This is a genomic window from Campylobacter sp. RKI_CA19_01128 (assembly GCF_025771175.1).
Classification (GTDB): domain Bacteria; phylum Campylobacterota; class Campylobacteria; order Campylobacterales; family Campylobacteraceae; genus Campylobacter_D.
Genome location: NZ_JAKMPU010000002.1, coordinates 184,919 through 203,241, shown reverse-complemented (window position 1 = coordinate 203,241; position 18,323 = coordinate 184,919). Strand labels below are relative to the sequence as shown.

Annotated in this window: 16 protein-coding genes; 10 read left to right on the top strand and 6 right to left on the bottom strand. The window is 29.1% G+C overall.

The window, feature by feature from the left end:
- Position 1: 1 nt before the first annotated feature.
- Complete coding sequence (locus L8U98_RS02705) at positions 2-1,933, bottom strand: ABC transporter permease (protein WP_263724853.1); 1,932 nt, start codon at positions 1,931-1,933, stop codon at positions 2-4.
- Positions 1,930-3,063: an efflux RND transporter periplasmic adaptor subunit gene (locus tag L8U98_RS02700; RefSeq protein ID WP_263724852.1), complete on the bottom strand. Its 1,134-nt coding sequence runs from the start codon at positions 3,061-3,063 to the stop codon at positions 1,930-1,932. Before L8U98_RS02700 ends, L8U98_RS02705 begins: the two co-directional genes overlap by 4 nt.
- Positions 3,064-3,190: 127 nt before the next feature.
- Here L8U98_RS02700 and L8U98_RS02695 point away from each other — a divergent pair, with 127 nt between their 5' ends.
- Both L8U98_RS02695 and L8U98_RS02690 read left to right on the top strand, forming a co-directional pair.
- Complete coding sequence (locus L8U98_RS02695; RefSeq protein WP_263724851.1) at positions 3,191-3,799, top strand: NAD(P)H-dependent oxidoreductase; 609 nt, start codon at positions 3,191-3,193, stop codon at positions 3,797-3,799.
- A 69-nt stretch (positions 3,800-3,868) separates the two neighbouring features.
- Entirely contained in the window at positions 3,869-7,381 is a 3,513-nt protein-coding gene (locus tag L8U98_RS02690; RefSeq protein ID WP_263724850.1) for an acyl-[ACP]--phospholipid O-acyltransferase, read from the top strand.
- Positions 7,382-7,395: 14 nt separating this feature from the next.
- Here the strand turns inward: L8U98_RS02690 and L8U98_RS02685 are convergent, their stop codons facing one another.
- Entirely contained in the window at positions 7,396-8,505 is a 1,110-nt protein-coding gene (locus L8U98_RS02685) for a DUF4268 domain-containing protein (protein ID WP_263724849.1), read from the bottom strand.
- 117 nt (positions 8,506-8,622) lie between these two features.
- Here L8U98_RS02685 and L8U98_RS02680 point away from each other — a divergent pair, with 117 nt between their 5' ends.
- Genes L8U98_RS02680 through mnmH form a run of 7 tightly spaced genes read left to right on the top strand, consistent with a single transcriptional unit; the run spans position 8,623 to position 13,876 of the window.
- A complete protein-coding gene (locus L8U98_RS02680; protein WP_263724848.1) occupies positions 8,623-9,567 on the top strand; it encodes an NAD(P)-binding domain-containing protein in 945 nt (314 codons plus the stop codon).
- Positions 9,561-10,253, top strand: coding sequence for a tRNA1(Val) (adenine(37)-N6)-methyltransferase (locus tag L8U98_RS02675; protein WP_263702052.1), 693 nt, complete (start codon positions 9,561-9,563; stop codon positions 10,251-10,253). Before L8U98_RS02680 ends, L8U98_RS02675 begins: the two co-directional genes overlap by 7 nt.
- Positions 10,243-10,614 (top strand): YkgJ family cysteine cluster protein, encoded by a 372-nt coding sequence (locus L8U98_RS02670; protein WP_263674548.1) that lies wholly within the window; start codon positions 10,243-10,245, stop codon positions 10,612-10,614. The genes L8U98_RS02675 and L8U98_RS02670 overlap by 11 nt, the downstream gene beginning before the upstream one ends.
- A complete protein-coding gene (locus tag L8U98_RS02665; protein ID WP_263724847.1) occupies positions 10,590-11,825 on the top strand; it encodes an ATP-dependent nuclease subunit B in 1,236 nt (411 codons plus the stop codon). Before L8U98_RS02670 ends, L8U98_RS02665 begins: the two co-directional genes overlap by 25 nt.
- On the top strand, positions 11,810-12,412 hold the full coding sequence (locus tag L8U98_RS02660; protein WP_214124829.1) for an indole-3-glycerol-phosphate synthase TrpC: 603 nt from the start codon (positions 11,810-11,812) through the stop codon (positions 12,410-12,412). Before L8U98_RS02665 ends, L8U98_RS02660 begins: the two co-directional genes overlap by 16 nt.
- Positions 12,412-12,900 carry an HIT family protein gene (locus tag L8U98_RS02655; RefSeq protein WP_087700651.1) on the top strand — a complete coding sequence of 163 codons (489 nt, stop codon included), beginning with the start codon at positions 12,412-12,414 and terminating at the stop codon, positions 12,898-12,900. Before L8U98_RS02660 ends, L8U98_RS02655 begins: the two co-directional genes overlap by 1 nt.
- Positions 12,893-13,876 (top strand): tRNA 2-selenouridine(34) synthase MnmH, encoded by a 984-nt coding sequence (gene mnmH / locus L8U98_RS02650; protein ID WP_263724846.1) that lies wholly within the window; start codon positions 12,893-12,895, stop codon positions 13,874-13,876. The genes L8U98_RS02655 and mnmH overlap by 8 nt, the downstream gene beginning before the upstream one ends.
- Here mnmH and L8U98_RS02645 read toward each other — a convergent pair.
- From L8U98_RS02645 to L8U98_RS02635, 3 genes are read right to left on the bottom strand one after another with little or no spacing between them, the layout of a single operon-like run.
- Positions 13,871-15,391 (bottom strand): inorganic phosphate transporter, encoded by a 1,521-nt coding sequence (locus L8U98_RS02645; RefSeq protein ID WP_263724845.1) that lies wholly within the window; start codon positions 15,389-15,391, stop codon positions 13,871-13,873. The two genes, mnmH and L8U98_RS02645, sit on opposite strands and share 6 nt — an antisense overlap.
- A 46-nt stretch (positions 15,392-15,437) precedes the next feature.
- Positions 15,438-16,538: a 4-hydroxythreonine-4-phosphate dehydrogenase gene (gene pdxA / locus L8U98_RS02640; protein WP_263724844.1), complete on the bottom strand. Its 1,101-nt coding sequence runs from the start codon at positions 16,536-16,538 to the stop codon at positions 15,438-15,440.
- Positions 16,535-17,302, bottom strand: coding sequence for a pyridoxine 5'-phosphate synthase (locus L8U98_RS02635; protein ID WP_263724843.1), 768 nt, complete (start codon positions 17,300-17,302; stop codon positions 16,535-16,537). The genes pdxA and L8U98_RS02635 overlap by 4 nt, the downstream gene beginning before the upstream one ends.
- Positions 17,303-17,357: 55 nt before the next feature.
- On the opposite strand from L8U98_RS02635, the gene L8U98_RS02630 reads away from it, so the two are divergent.
- Positions 17,358-18,317: a Ppx/GppA family phosphatase gene (locus L8U98_RS02630; RefSeq protein ID WP_263724842.1), complete on the top strand. Its 960-nt coding sequence runs from the start codon at positions 17,358-17,360 to the stop codon at positions 18,315-18,317.
- Positions 18,318-18,323 lie beyond the last annotated feature (6 nt).

Sequence of the window (18,323 nt, the reverse complement as noted above, 5' to 3'; positions counted from 1 at the left end):
CTCATTCCTTTGATAAAGCACTAATAGGATTTAAATTTGCTGCATTTTTTGCTGGGAAAAATCCAAAAACCACTCCGATTAAAACCGAACTTAAAAGCCCTAAAAATACTGAATTTAATGAAAGTATCATCGTAAAACCAAAATTTAAAGAATTAAATACTTCAATGATAATAAAAGAAAGCATTACTCCAAAAATAGCTCCTAAAGAACAAATCAACACAGCCTCGATTAAAAACTGCATTAAAATATCTTCTTTTCTAGCTCCAATAGCCATTCTAACTCCAATTTCCCTTGTACGCTCACTTACTGAAACAAGCATGATATTCATCACACCAATACCACCTACTATTAAAGACACTACCGCAATAGAAGAAATAAGTAAAGTTAAAGTAGCAGTATTTTCCTCAATAGCATTTTTAATTGCATCAGAATTTATAGTGAAAAAATCTTTTTTTCCACGTTTAATCTCTAAAATTTTTACCATAGCCTCTTCGGCTAAAGCAGGATTTACCTCATCTTTTACCTTAGTTACTATAGCTCTTATTTGTTTATCCCCTGTGATTTTATTCATCAAAGTAGAATAAGGAGTATAAATTTTAATGGTATTTTCATCAGCTCTAAAGCCTTTATTGTCTCTTTCTTTTTTTAAAACACCAACTATAGTTAAAGGCTGTTTGTTAAAAATCACGCTTTTACCTAAAACATCTTTAGCACTGATATTATCAAATAAAATTCTCAAAGCATTTTCATCTATAATGCAAATATTAGTATTATCTTTTATATCCTCATTATTAATAAATCTACCATCTACCATCACAAAACCTCTAAGTCTTAGATGATTTGGCCCTACTCCATAAATTCTAGCTTGCAAAGAATTATTCTTATAAGTTACTACCCCTATTTTGCCCACATCTGCTTCTACTGCTTCTAAATAAGGCAAAGAACTTAAGGTTTTTAAATCACTTAAATTTAGCCTTGTTCTACCTGATCGAATATCTCCCAAGCCTCGTCCTGAAACAACTTCTATAGTATTAGTTCCAATAGAGCTAATAGAAGCAAGTATATTTTGTTGGGCTCCAAGTCCTAAAGCAACCACGCAAACTACTGAAGCTATGCCTATGATAATACCAAGCATAGTAAGCAAAGAGCGTAGCTTGTGTGCTACAATGGAAGTTATGGACATTTTTAAACTTTCAAAAAGCTGATTTTTAAACAAATTAAAGCTTTTTTTCTCTTTTGGCATTAACTTAGCTTTTATTTCGTCTGCTTTTTTTGCACCATTATCGCTTATAATCTTACCATCTTTAATTTCTATAACTCTTTTTGCTCTAGCAGCTATTTCTCTATCATGAGTGACTAAAACTACAGTGTGTCCTTGATCGTTTAGTTTATTTAAAATTTCTAAAACCATCTTACCGCTTTTAGAATCAAGCGCACCCGTTGGCTCATCTGCTAAAATAAGCTCACCACCATTCATCAAAGCTCTTGCTATAGAAACTCTTTGCTGTTGCCCACCACTTAGTTCATTTGGCTTTGATAATTCTTTATGATCAAGCTCTAAAAAAGAAAGTAATTCCTTAGCCTTTTGCGATCTTTCTTGTTTGTTTTTTCCTGCATAAACAGCAGGTAAGGCTACATTATCTTTAGCATTTAAAAGACTAAGTAAATTATATCTTTGAAAAATAAAACCTATTTTTTCACGTCTAATCCTTGCTTTTTCATCTTTGCTTAAATTAGTTACTTCATATGCATCTAAAAAATATTTTCCACTACTTGGCTCATCAAGTGTTCCTATAATATTTAAAAGAGAGGTTTTTCCGCTACCTGATTGCCCTATAATAGCTACAAATTCCCCTTTTTGAATATAAAGATTAATATTTTCTAAAATAGTTGTGTTATTAATCTTTTTTTGTATATTTTCTAAGCGTATCATTTTTTATTTTTACCTATGATAACTAAATCACCCTCATTAATACCATCTAAAATTTGAGTATTTAAACTATCTTTAATACCTAATTTAACAGGTGTTTTTACACTTATATTATTTGCTTTTAAAATTTCTACATAATAACCACTTGCATCACTTTTTATAGCCAAAGTTGGTATAACTAAAGTATTATTTTCTGTTTTAATAGCAATTTCATTTTCTGTGCTCATACCTATGCGTAAAAAATTATTATCATTTTTTACAAAAACCCTTGCATAATAATACACAGCACTAGCGCTAGTACTTGAGTTTGAGTTTAAATTTGTATTACTTGTTGCATCGCTTATAGTAGTATTTGCTGGATCTATGCTTGAAATAGTTGCTTCGTATTTTTTATCAGGTTCATTTAAAATACTAAATTTAACTTTTTTTCCTACACTAATTTTATTAATATCAGCTTCAGCTATTTGCATACGAATTTCCATTTCACTTAAATCAGCCAAACGCACTATACTTGGTGTATTTTGGTTTGCATTTACAGTTTGACCTTCTTCAACCGCTACATTAATAATCTCACCCTTACTAGGTGCAGTTATAGTAGTATAAGCTAAATCTTTTTGAGCATTTTTTAAAGAAATTTCAAGTTGAGTAGTTTGAGCTTTTAAATCAGCCACATTTGCCCTTAGAGCATAAAAAGTATTTTTAAGATTTTCAAGATTTTCTAAGGAAGTAGCCTTTTTAGCATAAAGCTTTTGTTCTCTTTGGTATTGTTTAGTAGCTATATCAAGAGCGATTTTTTTACTTTCTAAATTTGCCTTTGCACTTTCAAGCTGAGCTTTGGTAATATCTAAATCATTTTGTTGCTTATCTTTATCAATTTGTGCGATTAAATCACCCTCATTAACATGATCACCTAATTTTACATAAAGTTTAGTAATTTGCCCACTAACTTGAGCACCAACATCAACTTGTGTTTTTGCATAAACTTCGCCTATTGCTTCTATACTTTGAGTAATATCTTGTTTTTTAACTTCATAAGTTAGATAATTATATTCTTCCTTATTTGCAAAAAAGAAAAAATACACCCCTATAATGAGTATAATCAAAAATATGCTTAAATAAATTATTTTTTTCATTTTAATCCTTTAAAAATCATATAATAAAACATTTGTATGAAGTAAAAATAAAATTGTAACAATAAAATATAATTTTAACAATTTTAAAGCTTATAAGATATAAGATAAATCAAAAAAAGGAAAAATAATGCAAGATTATTTAAATTTAATGCAAAATCGCTCTTCTATTAGAGCTTACACCCAAGAAAAAATTTCTAAAGAGAATTTAGAATATATCTTAGAATGTGCTAGATTATCTCCTAGCTCCTTAGGACTTGAACCTTGGAAATTCTTAGTTTTTCAAAAAGATGAACATAAAAAAGAAATTGCCAAAATAGCTAATAATCAAAGCCATGTAGCAAATTGCGCTGCTATTATAGTTGTAATTTCAAGGGCTGATTTTAAAGATTATTTTGAAGAAAAACTAAAAAAAAGAGGTTTAAACCAAGAAGAATTAAACAAACGCTTGCAAACTTATAAGCCGTTTTTAGATGCAATGAATTTAGAACAAAGTTTTATTTATGCTAAAGAACAAAGCTATCTTGCTATTGCAAATATTATCAATGCTGCTTATATTTTAAATTTAGGCTCATGTATTATCGGTGGCTTTGATAAAGATAAAATCAATCAATATTTAAATTTAGACACCACTAAACAAAGAGTTTCTATGCTCATTACTTTAGGACATACCCAAGAAAATACTAGCGTAGAAAAAGCTCGTTTTGCATTTGATGAAGTGGTAGAATTTAAAGATTAATCAAATATCAAAACTCCATTTAAATTTTATATAATAAAATAATATTTTTAAAATAAAATGGAGTTTTAAATGCAAGGAAATTTCTTAAAGATTTTTGGCGTATTGCCATTTTTAGCAGTAGCTTTTATTAACGCTTTTGTGGATTTAGGACACAAAATCATTATACAAAACACTATCTATAAATTTTATGAAGATAGCACCCAACTTTTTCTAACTGCTATTGTTAATGCTTTGATGCTTTTACCTTTTATCCTTATGCTTTCACCTTCTGGATTTTTAGCAGATAAATTTCCTAAAAATAAAATCATGAAAATATCTGCATTATTTTCAGTAATATTAACTTGTATTATTTGTTTGTGTTATTATCTTGGAGCATTTTGGCTTGCTTTTATAATGACTTTTATCATGGGAGTACAATCTGCCTTATACTCTCCTGCAAAATATGGTTTTATAAAAGAATTAGTAGGAAAAGAGCTTTTAGCTATGGGAAATGGAGCTGTAAATGCAGTAAGCATTGTGGCTATTTTAGCGGGTATGGCGGTATTTTCTCTAAGCTTTGAAATGCTTTTTGATCCAAATTTTAACACTCCTTCGGATATTTTAACACAAATTGCGCCTTTGGGTTTTGTATTAATAGCTTTTGCTTTATTAGAACTTTTTTTAGCTTATAAGCTTCCTAGCTTAAAAGAAGAAGATAAAAATTTAAGCTTTGATAAAAAACAATATTTCCAAGGAAAGCTTTTAGCCTCTAATTTAAAAACAATATTTTCTCATAAAATCATTTGGCTTTGCATTGTAGGAATTTCACTTTTTTGGGCCATATCACAACTTTATTTAGTGAGTTTTCCTGTATATACAAAAAATGATCTTTTCATAGAAAATACCTTTTATGTACAATGCTCTTTAGCTTTTTCCGGTATAGGAGTGATTATAGGATCGCTTATTAGTGGTAAGTTTTCTAAAAATTATATCGAATTAGGTCTTATACCACTAGGTGCTTTAGGAGTTTTTCTAATGAGCATTTTAATGCCATTTTTAGAAAACCTACTAAGCTATAGTGTGGTGTTTTTTATTTTTGGTTTAAGCGGGGCATTTTTTATCATACCTTTAAATTCTCTCATACAATTTCATGCAAAAGAAAATGAACTAGGAAAAGTCTTAGCGGGTAATAATTTTATACAAAATATTTTTATGTTAGGCTTTTTAGCACTAGCTACTTTTGCTGCATATGCTAAATTTGAAGTGATAAATTTGTTTTATTTTATCATCGCTGTGGCATTTTTTGGAAGCATTTATGTGCTAAGTAAATTGCCTTTTTCTTTGGTGCGTTTATTAATGAGCATAGCGTTTTTTCAACGCTATCGTTTATTAGTAGAAGGTTTTGAAAATATTCCTGAAAAAGGTGGAGCATTATTGCTTGGTAATCATATATCTTTTATAGATTGGGCTATTGTACAAATGGCTATACCAAGAAAAATTTATTTTGTTATGGAAAAAAGCATTTATTCTAAGTGGTATATTAAAATTTTTCTTGATAAATTTGGAGTTATTCCTGTTTCAAGTGCTTCTAGCAAATCAAGCTTAGAGCTTATTGCTATGCATATTAAAAATGGAAATTTAGTTTGTCTTTTCCCAGAAGGAGTACTTTCACGCCATGGACAGCTTAATGAATTTAAAGGTGGATTTGAGTTAGTTTGCTCAAAATTAGAAGAACAAGATGGAGTGATTTTGCCTTTTTATATTAGAGGACTTTGGGGAAGTGCTTTTTCAAGAAGTGATGAAGAATTTTCAGCAAGAAACCGCAAAATAAGCAAAAGAAAAATCGCTATTGCTTTTGGAAAAAGCTTACCAATACACACTAAAAAAGAAGTGGTTAAAACAAAAGTTTTTGAACTTTCTTTTATTGCTTGGAAATCTCAATGTGAAAGTATGCATACTATAGCCAGAGCTTGGATAGATAGCGCTAAAAGAAATTTAAGTCAAATAGCTATTGTTGATCCTTTAATAGGTGGTATTACCTATAGAAAAATGCTTGCTTTAAGTTTAGTTTTTAGCTCTTTCATAAAAAATATATCGCATGAGCTAAATATACAACCTACCCAAGGAAGCTATGCTCCAAAAGAAGAATGTGTGGGAATTTTACTCCCTGCTTCTATGGCTAGTTCTCTTTGCAATCTAGCTGTATTGCTTGCAAATAAAATCGTAGTAAATTTAAACTTCACAGCAGGTGTAAAAGCAATTAATCAAGCCATTCAAAGCTCTCAAATTCAACAAATTTATACTTCTAGAAAATTTATGGAAAAATTAGAAAATAAAGGTATAAAACTAGAATTTGAAGAGCATGTTAGAATCATTTTTATGGAAGATATTATCGCAAGCTTTAAAAAACAAAAACTCAAAATCTTTTCTATGCTTGCTTTAGTAAGTATCTTACCTACTTGTTTAATAAAAGCATTATTTGCACCTAATAAACAAAACCTTGCCATAGCTGCTATATTATTTAGTAGTGGTAGCGAGGGAACACCAAAAGGAGTAATGCTAAATAATCGTAATATTTTAAGCAATATAGCTCAAATTTCAGATGTATTATGTGCAAAAAATGAAGATGTTGTCTTATCTTCTTTACCGCCTTTTCATGCTTTTGGATTAACTGTAACTACTTTTATGCCTTTATTAGAAGGGATTAAAAGCATAACACATGCTGATCCAACAGATGCACTAGGTGTAGCAAAAGCTATAGTAAAAAATAATGTTAGCATTATGTGTGCTACTTCAACTTTTCTAGGTATTTATGCAAGAAATAAAAAACTTGATGCGATTATGTTTGAAAGCTTAAGGATTATCGTCTCAGGTGCTGAAAAACTCAAAAGCGAAGTAAGAACTGCCTTTGAAATGAAATTTAAAAAACCTATTTTTGAAGGTTATGGAGCTACTGAAACCACTCCGGTTGCAAGTGTGAATTTACCAAATAAATTTGATCCTGATTATTGGATTTTACATCGTGCAAATAAAGAAGGTAGTGTAGGTATGCCTTTACCAGGAAGTGCTATACGCATAGTAGATCCATCTACTTATGAAAGTTTAAATCATGGAGAAGATGGATTAATACTCATTGGTGGCCATCAGGTTATGGTGGGTTATTTAAACAATAAAGAAAAAACCGATGAAGTTATCAAAGAAATCGATGGTATACGTTGGTACAATACCGGCGATAAAGGCCATGTAGATGAGGATGGCTTTTTATATATAGTAGATCGTTATTCTCGTTTTGCAAAAATTGGTGGCGAGATGATATCTTTAGGAGCTTTAGAAGAAGAAATTGCTAAATTTATCAATACAGATGTAGTAAAATTTTGCGCAGTTGCACTAGATGATGATAAAAAAGGTGAAATGGTATGCTTATTAGTAGAATGTCAAGAGCAAGACTTTGATGGAATTTGCGAAGTGATTAAAAATTCTACTATGCCTGCTATTTTTAAACCAAGTAAATATTTTAAAGTAGAACAAATTCCGCTTTTAGGTTCTGGCAAAGTGGATTTAAAAGGCGCTAAAGATTTAGCTAAAATCTTGCAAACTCATTAAAATAAGCCTTTGGCTTATTTTAATTCTAAATTAATCTTACGAATGATTTCTTTCATGCTTTTTTCTAATTTTTGCATATTTTGTATCATAAATTCTATAATCTTATCCCAATTTTCTTCATCATAAGAGTCAAATTCTTTTTCATATTTTATTCTACAAGCTCTTTTTTCTTCCAATCTTTCCCAAATCAATGTTTTTCCAAATTGATTTTCTATTTTTTCTTTATATTCTAAAAAACCATCAAAAATACATTCGTTTTTTTCTTTATCTTTACTATCTATATAAAGCTCAACTCTAGCACAATCTTTATTAAAAACAAAAGCATAATGGCAAAATCCTGCTCCACTTCCTGTATTAATCCAATTGTCTTTTGATGGTTTAGTATTAGAAAATAGTTCAAATTTTTCTTCTTTAATTTTATTTAACAATTTACTCCAAAATTTAAATCTTATATTGTGTCTTTGTTTTTGAGAACTATTGATTAAGTTTTGCTCTTGTTCTTTTTTTGCTAGTTTTATGATGTATTCTTGTGCTTCTTTTATAGGTATTATTTGTTCTACATTTAAAAAATACTCTTGGCTAAATTCATAAGGTGTAACTTTAAAACATTGTATAGACAAGCCTTGATTAATAAGCCACAAAACAGCTGAAGTTACTTCTTTTCTAAAATTTGCTGCCACTAAAATAATGCGCTGATGCTGATTTTCTATTCTTATATCATCATAATTTTCCTCATCAACGCCAAAAAAATCGCATAATTTTTTCTTGTAGTTTTCATTTTCTAAATACTGTTGGTAAATTTTTTCAATATCACTCTTACTAAAAGTAGAACAATAAGAAGCGTATTTAAGTGCTTGCCAAGTTACATCTTTTCCACTATCATCTCGTTTATTTTCTATGATTACTAAATTACCTCCTTTATCCAAAGCTAATAAATCCAATCTTTCATTAGTGCCATCAAAGTCTTGAAATTCTTTCTGTATAATAAGCAAATCCTCACCCAAGCAACTAGGATTTTTTGCTATCCATTCTTGTAAATTATTTCTTTCTGTAAATTTCAAATCTTTAAAACTTTTTTCTGGTAATTTTGTAATAGAATTTTCTAATTTATTTATCTTATACATAAGGTAGGCCTTTTTCGAATTTTATTAATGGATTTTACTAAAATATTTTTGATTTTTTATATTTCATTATCATTTTTTTGATACATTTACACATTAAAATACTAAAAAAGGGAAATAATGAAAATTTTTGATATGGTAGTTATTGGCGCTGGCCCTGCAGGTATTGCAGCAGGAATAGAAGCTAAAATAAAAAATAAAGAAGTTATTGTTTTAGAAAAAGCTGATGCGATTTGTCAAACCCTAGTAAAATTTTATAAAGAAGGCAAAAGGGTAGACAAAGCATATAAAGGTTGCGATAGTACAAATCACGGGCATATAAATTTTGAAGATGGAACTAGAGAAAGCACGATAGAAACTTTCCAAAATGCTATCAAAGAGCATAATCTTGAAGTAAAGCTTTCTAGTGAAGTTGAAAGTGTTAAAAAAGATGGAGAAAATTTCATCGTTAGCACTGCAAATGAAAATTATATTTGCAAAAATGCAGTTATTGCCATAGGTAGAATGGGCAAACCAAATAAACCAAGCTATACTCTACCTATAACTTTAACAAAAATCATCAATTTTAATGCAAATTCAGCAAGCCAAGGTGAAAAAATCTTAGTTGTAGGTGGTGGAAATTCAGCAGCAGAATACGCTATAGATTTAGCTAAAAATAACGATGTGACGCTTTGCTATAGAAGAGAAACTTTCTCAAGATTAAACGATATTAATCTAGAAGATATTCAAAAAGCTTTTGAACAAGGTAGTGTAAAAGCAAAACTTGGCATAGATATAACTAGTATTGAAGATGAAAGTGGTAAAGCTAAAGTAAATTTCACTAATGACACAAATGAAATTTATGATCGTATTATTTATGCTATTGGGGGTTCAACTCCACTTGATTTCTTACAAAAATGCTCTATAGATGTTGATGAAAAAGGCGTGCCAAGCTTTGATGAAAATAAAGAAAGCAATGTAAAAGGATTATTTGTAGCAGGTGATATAGCGAGTAAAAATGGAGCTTCTATTGTAGTGGGTTTAAATGATTCATTTAAAATCTGCGATCATCTTTATAAATGCTAAAACTCTTTCAATACTCAAAAGGCTATCGTTATAATAATGATAGCCTTTTGCTTTTTGACTTTTTATCTAAAAATAATTTAAAAGGAAATATCCTTGATATAGGATGTGGTTGTGGAATTTTAGGACTTTTGATAAAGCAAAAATTTCCAAATTCAAATGTTTATCTACTAGATATCCAAGAGCAAAATATCAAGCTAAGTTATAAAAATGCTAAAGAAAATAAACTTGAAATTCAAGGCATTTGTGAAGACTTTTTAAACTATAAAAGTGACATAAAATTTGATTTTTTGATCTCTAATCCTCCATTTTATAAAAAAAATACACAAAAAAGCCAAGATTTGCATTTATGTATATCAAGATATCAAGATTTTATGCCACTTGAGAAAATGTTTGCTAAAATAAATACTTTAATCAAACCAAATGGTAGTTTTTTTATGTGTTATGAGGCAAGTTTTTTAGATGAAATTTGTGCTTATTTAAAACATTTTAAATTAAAACTAGTTTCACTTCAATGTGTTCATACTAATGCACAAACTAACGCAAGACTTGTTTTAATGCATATTAAAAAAAATAGCAAAAGTCCATGCGCTATAATGCCTACACTTTTTATGTATGAAAATGATGTTTTAAATCCAAAAATTAGTGAAATTTATAAAAATACAGGAACTATAAGCTATGATGTGTGAAAAAGGTTTTGATTATTCTTTTGATGAAAGTGCTTGTGAAAAATGTGGTGGGAAGTGTTGCACTGGAGAAAGTGGGTATATCTATGCTAGCAAAGAAGAACTAGAAGCTATTGCTAGTTTTTTAAATTTAAACTTTGAAGCCTTTAAAGAACAATACCTCATCAAAGTTGGATTTAAATATAGCTTTAAAGAAGCAAAGTATGAAAATGGCTATCGTTGTATTTTTTTTGATACAATGTATAAAAAATGTTTAATTTACAAGCATAGACCAAAACAATGCAGAACTTTTCCATTTTGGGAGTATTTTAAAACACACAAAGAGGAGTTAAAAAAAGAATGTATAGGGGTTTGCTTTCACTAATTATAGTTTTTATCCTAACAAGCCTTGCTTTAGCCAAAGGTGAAGATAAAATCCTACAAGCACTTATTTATGAAGAGCATGGACAATTTCAAAAAGCATGTGATATTTATACAAATTTATTTCATGAAAATAATGAAAGTATTTATTTGCAAAAGGCTTTACTTTTAGCCTTAAGTGCCAATTTAAAACAAAAAGATGAGCTTTTAAAAGCTTCTAAAGACTTTTTAGAACACACAGCTATTGCAAGATTAAATGCTTTATATTTTTTTGAAATAGGAGATTATAAACAAGCTGAAGCTATACTTTATAAACTCATTAAAGAAGAACAAGATTATAGAAATTATGAAATATTAGGCGATATTTTTGCTAAAAAAGCTTTATATACTAAAGCTTTAGAGCAATACAATCTTGCTTATAAGCTTTTTGAGCATGAAAATTTATTACTTAAAATAGTTGAAATTAATATCAAAAATAAAAATATCAACCAAGCTAAAAAGGCCTTAGAAGAATTTGTAAAAAGTTCACAATGCACCCTTAAAACATGCACCCTACTTTTAAAAATTTATCAAGAGCAAAAAGATCACAAAGCAAGTATCCAAACCCTTGAAAAGCTATATAAACTCAACAATGATATTAAATACATCTACGCTATGATAGAATTACTAGTACAAGAAAAAAATTATACTCAGGCTCTAAATTTAACCCAAAAATATAACATAGATCCTGATACCAAAATTTTCTTATACACACAAACAAAAGATTATAAAAAGGCCTATGAAATAGCTTTAAAACATTATGAACTTAGTAAAGATAAAAAATATCTTTCTATGGCAGGGGTTTTAGAATTTGAAATTCATATGGATCCTAAAAGTAAAAAAGTCACGGATCCAAAAATTCTAGCCTCTATCATGAAAAAATTTGAACAAAGCGTAGATGTGCGCAGTGATGCTTTATATCAAAACTACTATGGCTATGCCTTGATTGAATATGATATTGATATAGCCAAAGGTATAGAGCTAGTAGGCTGGGCGCTTGAACAAGAACCACAAAATCTTTACTATCTAGACTCTTTAGCTTGGGGGTATTATAAACTTAAAGATTACAAAAAGGCTTATGAAATTTTGCAAAAAACACTGCATGATAAAGAATTTTCAAGCTCAGATGAAAGCAAAGAGCATTTAAAGGCCATCGAAAAATGTTTAAAACAATAGATTTAAAAAATCATTTTTCAAAAACACAAAAAATTCTTGAAAGTAAAAAAGAAATTTTTCCTTATGATATGTTAGGTAGAAGTCTAGCTTCTAATGCCTTTTATCCTAAAGATATTTATACACTTTTACTTGAAGGAAAACTTTCACATTTTTTATATTCTAAAGATTTAAATTTTAATCATGAAAATTTTGATGCCATCATCTTACCAACAAGCCCTTTGCTTAATCAAGACATACAAAATTTAAGTCTTTTTAGACGCTATCATGAAAAACCTATTGTGCAATTTGATTTTATTTTTGATGAATATCAAATTTTAGAAAGCTTAGTATATGGGGCTGATGCATTTATTGTATTTCCTAAAATGCTAAAAACTATGCAACTAAAAAAACTTTATAATTTTGCAATACATCTTGGTTTAGAGGCCATTTTTTATCTTGAAAGCAAAAATGACCTTAATAATGCTATTTTAGCAGGAGCTAGAATTTTTTTATTAGAAGATGAAAAGCTATTACCTTTGATACCAAAAAATAAAGCTCTTATAAGTAAAAATATTAAAAATCTACATGCTTGCATAAAGGAGAGTTGATGGAGTATTTATACGCACCTTGGAGGGATGTTTATTTTAACAATAAAGATAAAAATTTTTGCCCTTTTTGTCATTGTAAGCATGAACTTAATGAAGATGAAAAACTTGGGGTGATTTTTAGAGCTAAAGAATGCTTTGGCATTATGAATAAATACCCTTATAGTCCGGGTCATTTTATGATTATCCCTTATGAGCATTTAGAAAATATAGAAGATTTAAGTAATGATACATGGCTAGAAATTAGCCATTTTGTGCGTATTGGAGTTAAAATTTTAAAAGAAAACTTTCACGCTAAAGGTGTTAATATAGGTATGAATTTAGGCAGCGCAGCAGGAGCTGGCATAGCACCACATTGTCATTATCATTTAATCCCAAGATGGCAAGGCGATACAAATTTTATCACTACCATAGGACAAACTAGAGTTTGCGGGAGTGATTTAGAAAAAGTTTATACCACCTTATGCAAAGCTTTTAAAGACTATGTATAAAGAAGTTGATTTTGAAAATTTTTTAAAATTTAATTTTGATCTTTTAATTGATGCAAGAAGCCCTAAAGAATACAAACTTGCTCATATAAAATCTGCGCAAAATTACTACGCACTCAATGATAATGAATTTGAAGAAATAGGCACGCTTTATAAGAAAAACAAAGGCTTAGCTAAAGCAAAAGGTGTAAGTTATATTTGCAAAAATATGAGTGAGCATATTAATAAAATTTATCAAAATTATAAAATAGGCTCTTTAGTGGGAATTTATTGTGCAAGAGGCGGTAAAAGATCAAAAGCTATTGCTTTAATCTTAGCTGAACTTGGTTATAGGGTTGTAAGATTAGAAGGTGGATACAAAGCCTATAGAAGTTATGTGAGTGAGTTTTTTAGAAAAGATTTAAATATTGAGTTTTTATGTCTTTGTGGTAATACAGCAAGTGGTAAAAGTGATTTAATCCAAACTTTAGATAATGCTTTAAATTTAGAAAAACTAGCCAACCACCAAGGATCTAGTTTTGGTAAAATTTATGGAGAACAACCAAGCCAAAAAGCCTTTGAAGATGAATTGTTTTATTTTTTAAAAGATTATACTTATAAAACTTGTTTTATAGAAGCTGAAAGTAGACAAATTGGAAATTTAACTATCCCGCTAAATTTATACAATAGCATGCAAAAAGCTAAGAAAATTTGGTGTGAGTGTGATATGAATTTACGCATTCAAAGAGTTTTAAAAAACTATACTCCAATGGATAAAAAAGTATTTTATCAATGTGTTGAAAAAATATCACCTTATATTAGCAAGGATTTTAAACTAAGACTTTGTCAAAATTATGAAGAAAACAATTTAGAACTTTGTGTAAAAATGCTTTTTGAATATTATGATAAAGTATATAAAAAACCTTCAAAAATTGATTATTTTATCAATAGTTCTAATTTAGATGAAGCTAAAAAACATCTTATGAGTTTAAACTCATAAGATTGTATTTACAAAGATAATAAAAATAATACTTGAAAGAATTCCAGCAACTGGTAAAGTAATCACCCATGCTAAACCAATAGGTTTCATCATAGCCCATTTAGCATCTTTATTAAATACCCCTATACCTAAAATTGCACCGATTAAGATATGGGTTGAGCTAACTGGAATTCCAAGTTGGGTAGCTAAAAGTATAACGATACTTGCACCAAGTTCAGCACTAAAGCCTGTTGTTGGTTTAATTTCAGCAAGTTTTGAACCCACAGTTTGAATAACTTCTTTACCCAAAAACCAAAGTCCAATAACCAAAGCTATACCAAACATAAGCATCACAGCAAATGGCACTGGCGAGCTAGGATTAATGGTGTTATTTTTAAGTACATCTAAAATAGCAGCAAATGGCCCAAGAGCGTTAGCTATATCATTAGCTCCATGTGAAAAAGCAAAACTTGAAGCAGTAAAAATTTGAAACCACGAAAAAATCTTTTCTATGGTCTTATTAACCTGAGTTTTTTTCATCAACCTCACGACTGCTAAAGTAACAATATAAGCAAAAATAGAAATAATCGAAACTATCCATAAATTTTGCATTACATCTAAAGTAGAAACATTATTTAAACCCTTAAATAAAAACATAGAAGCAATAGTCAATGCACCTACACCTGCTATTAAAGGAACGTGAAATTTCATTCTTGAGAAAACATCTATGTTTTTTTCTTTTTCTTTTAATTCTTTGATTTTTAACTTATATTCACTTCTTTTTTCATCATCATCTAAAACAATAGCACTAAGTTCTTTGATTTGCTCTTCTTGGCTTTTGTTTTTTAAATTTTTAAAATATTCTTCTTTAAAAGCTTTTTTTTCTTTTTTAATTTCTTTTACCACAAGAGTTATTTCTTCTGATGGCTTTAAGATTTTTTTATAAATATAAGCATAAATTAAATACGCCACAAGCCCACCGAGCAAAGGCGAAATAACCCAACTCATAGCTATTTTATAAATACCATTCCAATTTACCATAGATAATGCTTGATCTTGATCAAAAAATACAAAGCCCATAGCAATACTTGAACCTACAATACCTCCTATAATACTATGAGTGGTAGAAACTGGAAGTCCTTTTTTAGTCGCTACAAAAAGCCAAATTCCTGAACTTAACAAAGCTGAGAGCATTACACATACAAACACCATAGGATTAATTCCATCAGGTAAAACCACTATACCACTTCTTATAGTATTTGTTACTTCTCCTCCTGCAAACACAGCCCCGCTTAATTCAAATACCGCTGCAATAATCAAAGCTTGTTTTATAGTAACTGTTTTAGCGCCTACGCTAGTACCAAATGAATTTGCAACATCATTACCACCGACATTAAAGGCCATGAAAATACCAAATACACTAGCAAGGATAAATAATATCATGGAATTATTAGGAATATAATTATATCCCCAAACAAAAAAGTATAAAACACTCACAATAAAAATAAAAAATGCAATAGCATTATCTTTACTCAAGTATTCTCCTTAAGAATTTATTTTAATGAATTAATTTTAGTAACTTTTACTTAGTTTTTTCTTTGATCTTTAAAAATTGCAAAGCAGATTTCACTGCTTGCATATAACTTTGTAAATTAATTTTTTCGTTTTTATAAGCCCTATCATAAGCTGTACCATGATCAACGCTAGTACGAATTATAGGTAAATTTAAACTCACATTAATACTTTTTTCAAAATACAAAGCCTTTAAAGGTGCTAAGCCTACATCATGATACATACTCACCAAATACTTGCATTTACTTAACGCAAAAGGAGTAAAAGCACTATCAGCCACTAAAGGCTCACTTAAATAAATATTTTCCTTATAAGAAAGTTCATTTTCTTTTTGACTTAAAAAATCTTCATTTTCTAAATTTTGTAAATTCAACGCGTAATCTTTTAAAAATACATTTGCCATTCTTATAGCTTTTTTTATTTCCTGCTCTTCTTCTCCACCTATTACACCATTATCACTTGCATGAGGGTTAAAACTTAAAACTCCAATTTTTTCAAATAAAGTGCATTGATAAAAATTAATTAAAAATTGTGCAAGTTTAAAAGCCTTAATCTTTTTATAAACATCTCTTAAAGCCATATGCTCAGTATATAAAGCCACAAAAAGCTCATCACACCCTAACATCATAATAGCATCTTGTTTGAAAAAATCTCTTAGTGCCTCAGTATGACCTTTATAACTCACTCCCCCCATTTGCCAAGTCTTTTTATTAATCGGTAAAGTTACCAAAGCATCTAAAAATAAATGCGTGCAATAACTAGCTCCTTCAAAACTTAAAAAAGAATAAACCCCACTTTTAGCGTCTAAATTCGCAGGATTTAACTCAAAATCAAAATCAATAATTTTACTAGCTTGATATGAAAACTCATAAATTAAAAAATTTTCTTTTTCTTCTTTAAAAGCAAATTGTGGTTTTGAAGCATTAGAAATTTCAACTAAATTGATTTTAGATTTAGGATTTATTTTCAAAAGTTTATTTGCTTTTTGAAATAATTCATAATGCACAAAATAATAAGGCTCGCAAATTTTTACTAGCTCATCATGACAAGCTAATAAAATTTGCATACCTATGCCATTTAAATCCCCTATGCTAATAGCAATTTTTTTCATCTTTTAATCAAAGCTTTCATTTGCAATATAGCTTTTTCTAAGCCTACAAAAACCGATCTTGCTACTATACTTTGGCCTATATTTAACTCTTCTATCTCTAAAATATCTACAATATTTTTTACATTTTTATAATTAAGCCCATGTCCAGCTGCCACTCTTAAATTTAAACCCTTAGCCAAACTCGCACTTTGTTTTAATCTTTGGAGTTCATTTTCCAAAAGCTTTTTGAGTTCATTTTTACTTAAAATTAATTCAGGCAATGCATAAGAAGTTTGATTGATATTAGTATATAGTGCATTATAAATATTAGCATACAAGCCTGTATGAAGCTCTATAAAATCAGCATTTAAAGAAGATGATTTTTTAATATCTTCTAAATTTGGATCAATAAATAAAGAAACTTCGATTTGCTCTTGCTTTAAAACATTAATAGCTTCTTGTAGTTTTTCATTATCTAAATTTAAACCACCTTCTGTCGTAAGTTCTTGTCTTTTTTCAGGCACTAAAGTAACGCGTGAGGGTTTGTATTTTAAAGCATATTCTATCATATCAATAGAGCATTCTAAATTCACTACACATTTGCAATATTTTAAGATATTTTCTAAATCAAACTCATTAGCATGGCGACGATCTTCTCTTACATGGATAGTGATTTGATCAGCTAAATTTGCACTCAAAAAAGCAGCCTCAAGCAAATCAGGATCATTTACTTTTCTAGCTTCTCTTAAAACTGCTATATGATCGATATTAACCCCTAAAAGCATAAGTTTTCCTTATAAGTTTTTTGCTATTATACTTTAAATTTTTTAAGGAGAGCTAGTGCTAGGTATTGATATGGGTTCAAATACATTAAGAGCTGTTTTAATGGATGAGAATTTTAATAAATTAAAAAGCGAAGAATTTATCATAGGTACAGCTAAAAATATGCAAAATGACACCATTAGTGATGAAGCCATAGAAAGAATTTTTAGCGCTTTGAAAATCTTAAAAGAAAAAAATTATGACTTAAGTCAAGCCAAAGCAGTCGCCACAGCTGCTTTTAGAAAAGCAAAAAATACTGAGTTTATTTTTGAAAAAATTCAAAAAGAATTTAAACTTGATGTAAAATTAATCGATGCAAAAACAGAAGCAAAACTAAGCATTTTAGGTATGCAAGAGCGTCTTAAAGCTCTTAAGCTTTTTAGAAAAGACTTAAACTATTGTGATTTGGGTGGTGCTTCTTGTGAAATTTCAAATGAAAAGTTTAGCAAAAGTTATGATTTTGGAATCATTAGTTTTTATGAAAGAATGCATTTTAAAGCTATAAAATCAAGTGCTTATGTAAGATTTTTTAAAAAATACCCGCAAAATCTTGCACGTATTAAAGATGAAAAATTAAAAATTCATCTAAGCCCCTACCCTGCACATTTAAAACAACTTGCCCTAAAAGCTTTTAATCTTAGTAAAGATATAAAATTAAAAGGAAATTTTTTCATACTAAATTCAGGAGTACCCACCACACTTTGTGCTTATAAACAAAACATAAAATACAAAGATTACTTAGAAGAAAGTGTAAATGGTAAAATACTCAAACGCAAAGATTTTTTTGATTTTGCTTTAAAAATTTGGAATTTAGAACAAGAAAAAGCTAAAATTTATCTTGGAGAAAATAGAAAAAAATACCTCATAGCAGGCTCAATGATACTTTTTGCTTTATTTAATAAGCAAAAGCTCATTGTGATTGATGATGGTGTTAGAGAAGGTGTGTGTATAGCACATTTTAAAAATATCAAATTTTAAAGGAGA

Bases quoted from the DNA above. Each gene is read 5' to 3' on its own strand.
- L8U98_RS02705 (WP_263724853.1), bottom strand. From the start codon at position 1,933: ATGATACGCTTAGAAAATATACAAAAAAAGATTAATAACACAACTATT.
- L8U98_RS02700 (WP_263724852.1), bottom strand. From the start codon at position 3,063: ATGAAAAAAATAATTTATTTAAGCATATTTTTGATTATACTCATTATA.
- L8U98_RS02695 (WP_263724851.1), top strand. From the start codon at position 3,191: ATGCAAGATTATTTAAATTTAATGCAAAATCGCTCTTCTATTAGAGCT.
- L8U98_RS02690 (WP_263724850.1), top strand. From the start codon at position 3,869: ATGCAAGGAAATTTCTTAAAGATTTTTGGCGTATTGCCATTTTTAGCA.
- L8U98_RS02685 (WP_263724849.1), bottom strand. From the start codon at position 8,505: ATGTATAAGATAAATAAATTAGAAAATTCTATTACAAAATTACCAGAA.
- L8U98_RS02680 (WP_263724848.1), top strand. From the start codon at position 8,623: ATGAAAATTTTTGATATGGTAGTTATTGGCGCTGGCCCTGCAGGTATT.
- L8U98_RS02675 (WP_263702052.1), top strand. From the start codon at position 9,561: ATGCTAAAACTCTTTCAATACTCAAAAGGCTATCGTTATAATAATGAT.
- L8U98_RS02670 (WP_263674548.1), top strand. From the start codon at position 10,243: ATGATGTGTGAAAAAGGTTTTGATTATTCTTTTGATGAAAGTGCTTGT.
- L8U98_RS02665 (WP_263724847.1), top strand. From the start codon at position 10,590: ATGTATAGGGGTTTGCTTTCACTAATTATAGTTTTTATCCTAACAAGC.
- L8U98_RS02660 (WP_214124829.1), top strand. From the start codon at position 11,810: ATGTTTAAAACAATAGATTTAAAAAATCATTTTTCAAAAACACAAAAA.
- L8U98_RS02655 (WP_087700651.1), top strand. From the start codon at position 12,412: ATGGAGTATTTATACGCACCTTGGAGGGATGTTTATTTTAACAATAAA.
- mnmH (WP_263724846.1), top strand. From the start codon at position 12,893: ATGTATAAAGAAGTTGATTTTGAAAATTTTTTAAAATTTAATTTTGAT.
- pdxA (WP_263724844.1), bottom strand. From the start codon at position 16,538: ATGAAAAAAATTGCTATTAGCATAGGGGATTTAAATGGCATAGGTATG.
- L8U98_RS02635 (WP_263724843.1), bottom strand. From the start codon at position 17,302: ATGCTTTTAGGGGTTAATATCGATCATATAGCAGTTTTAAGAGAAGCT.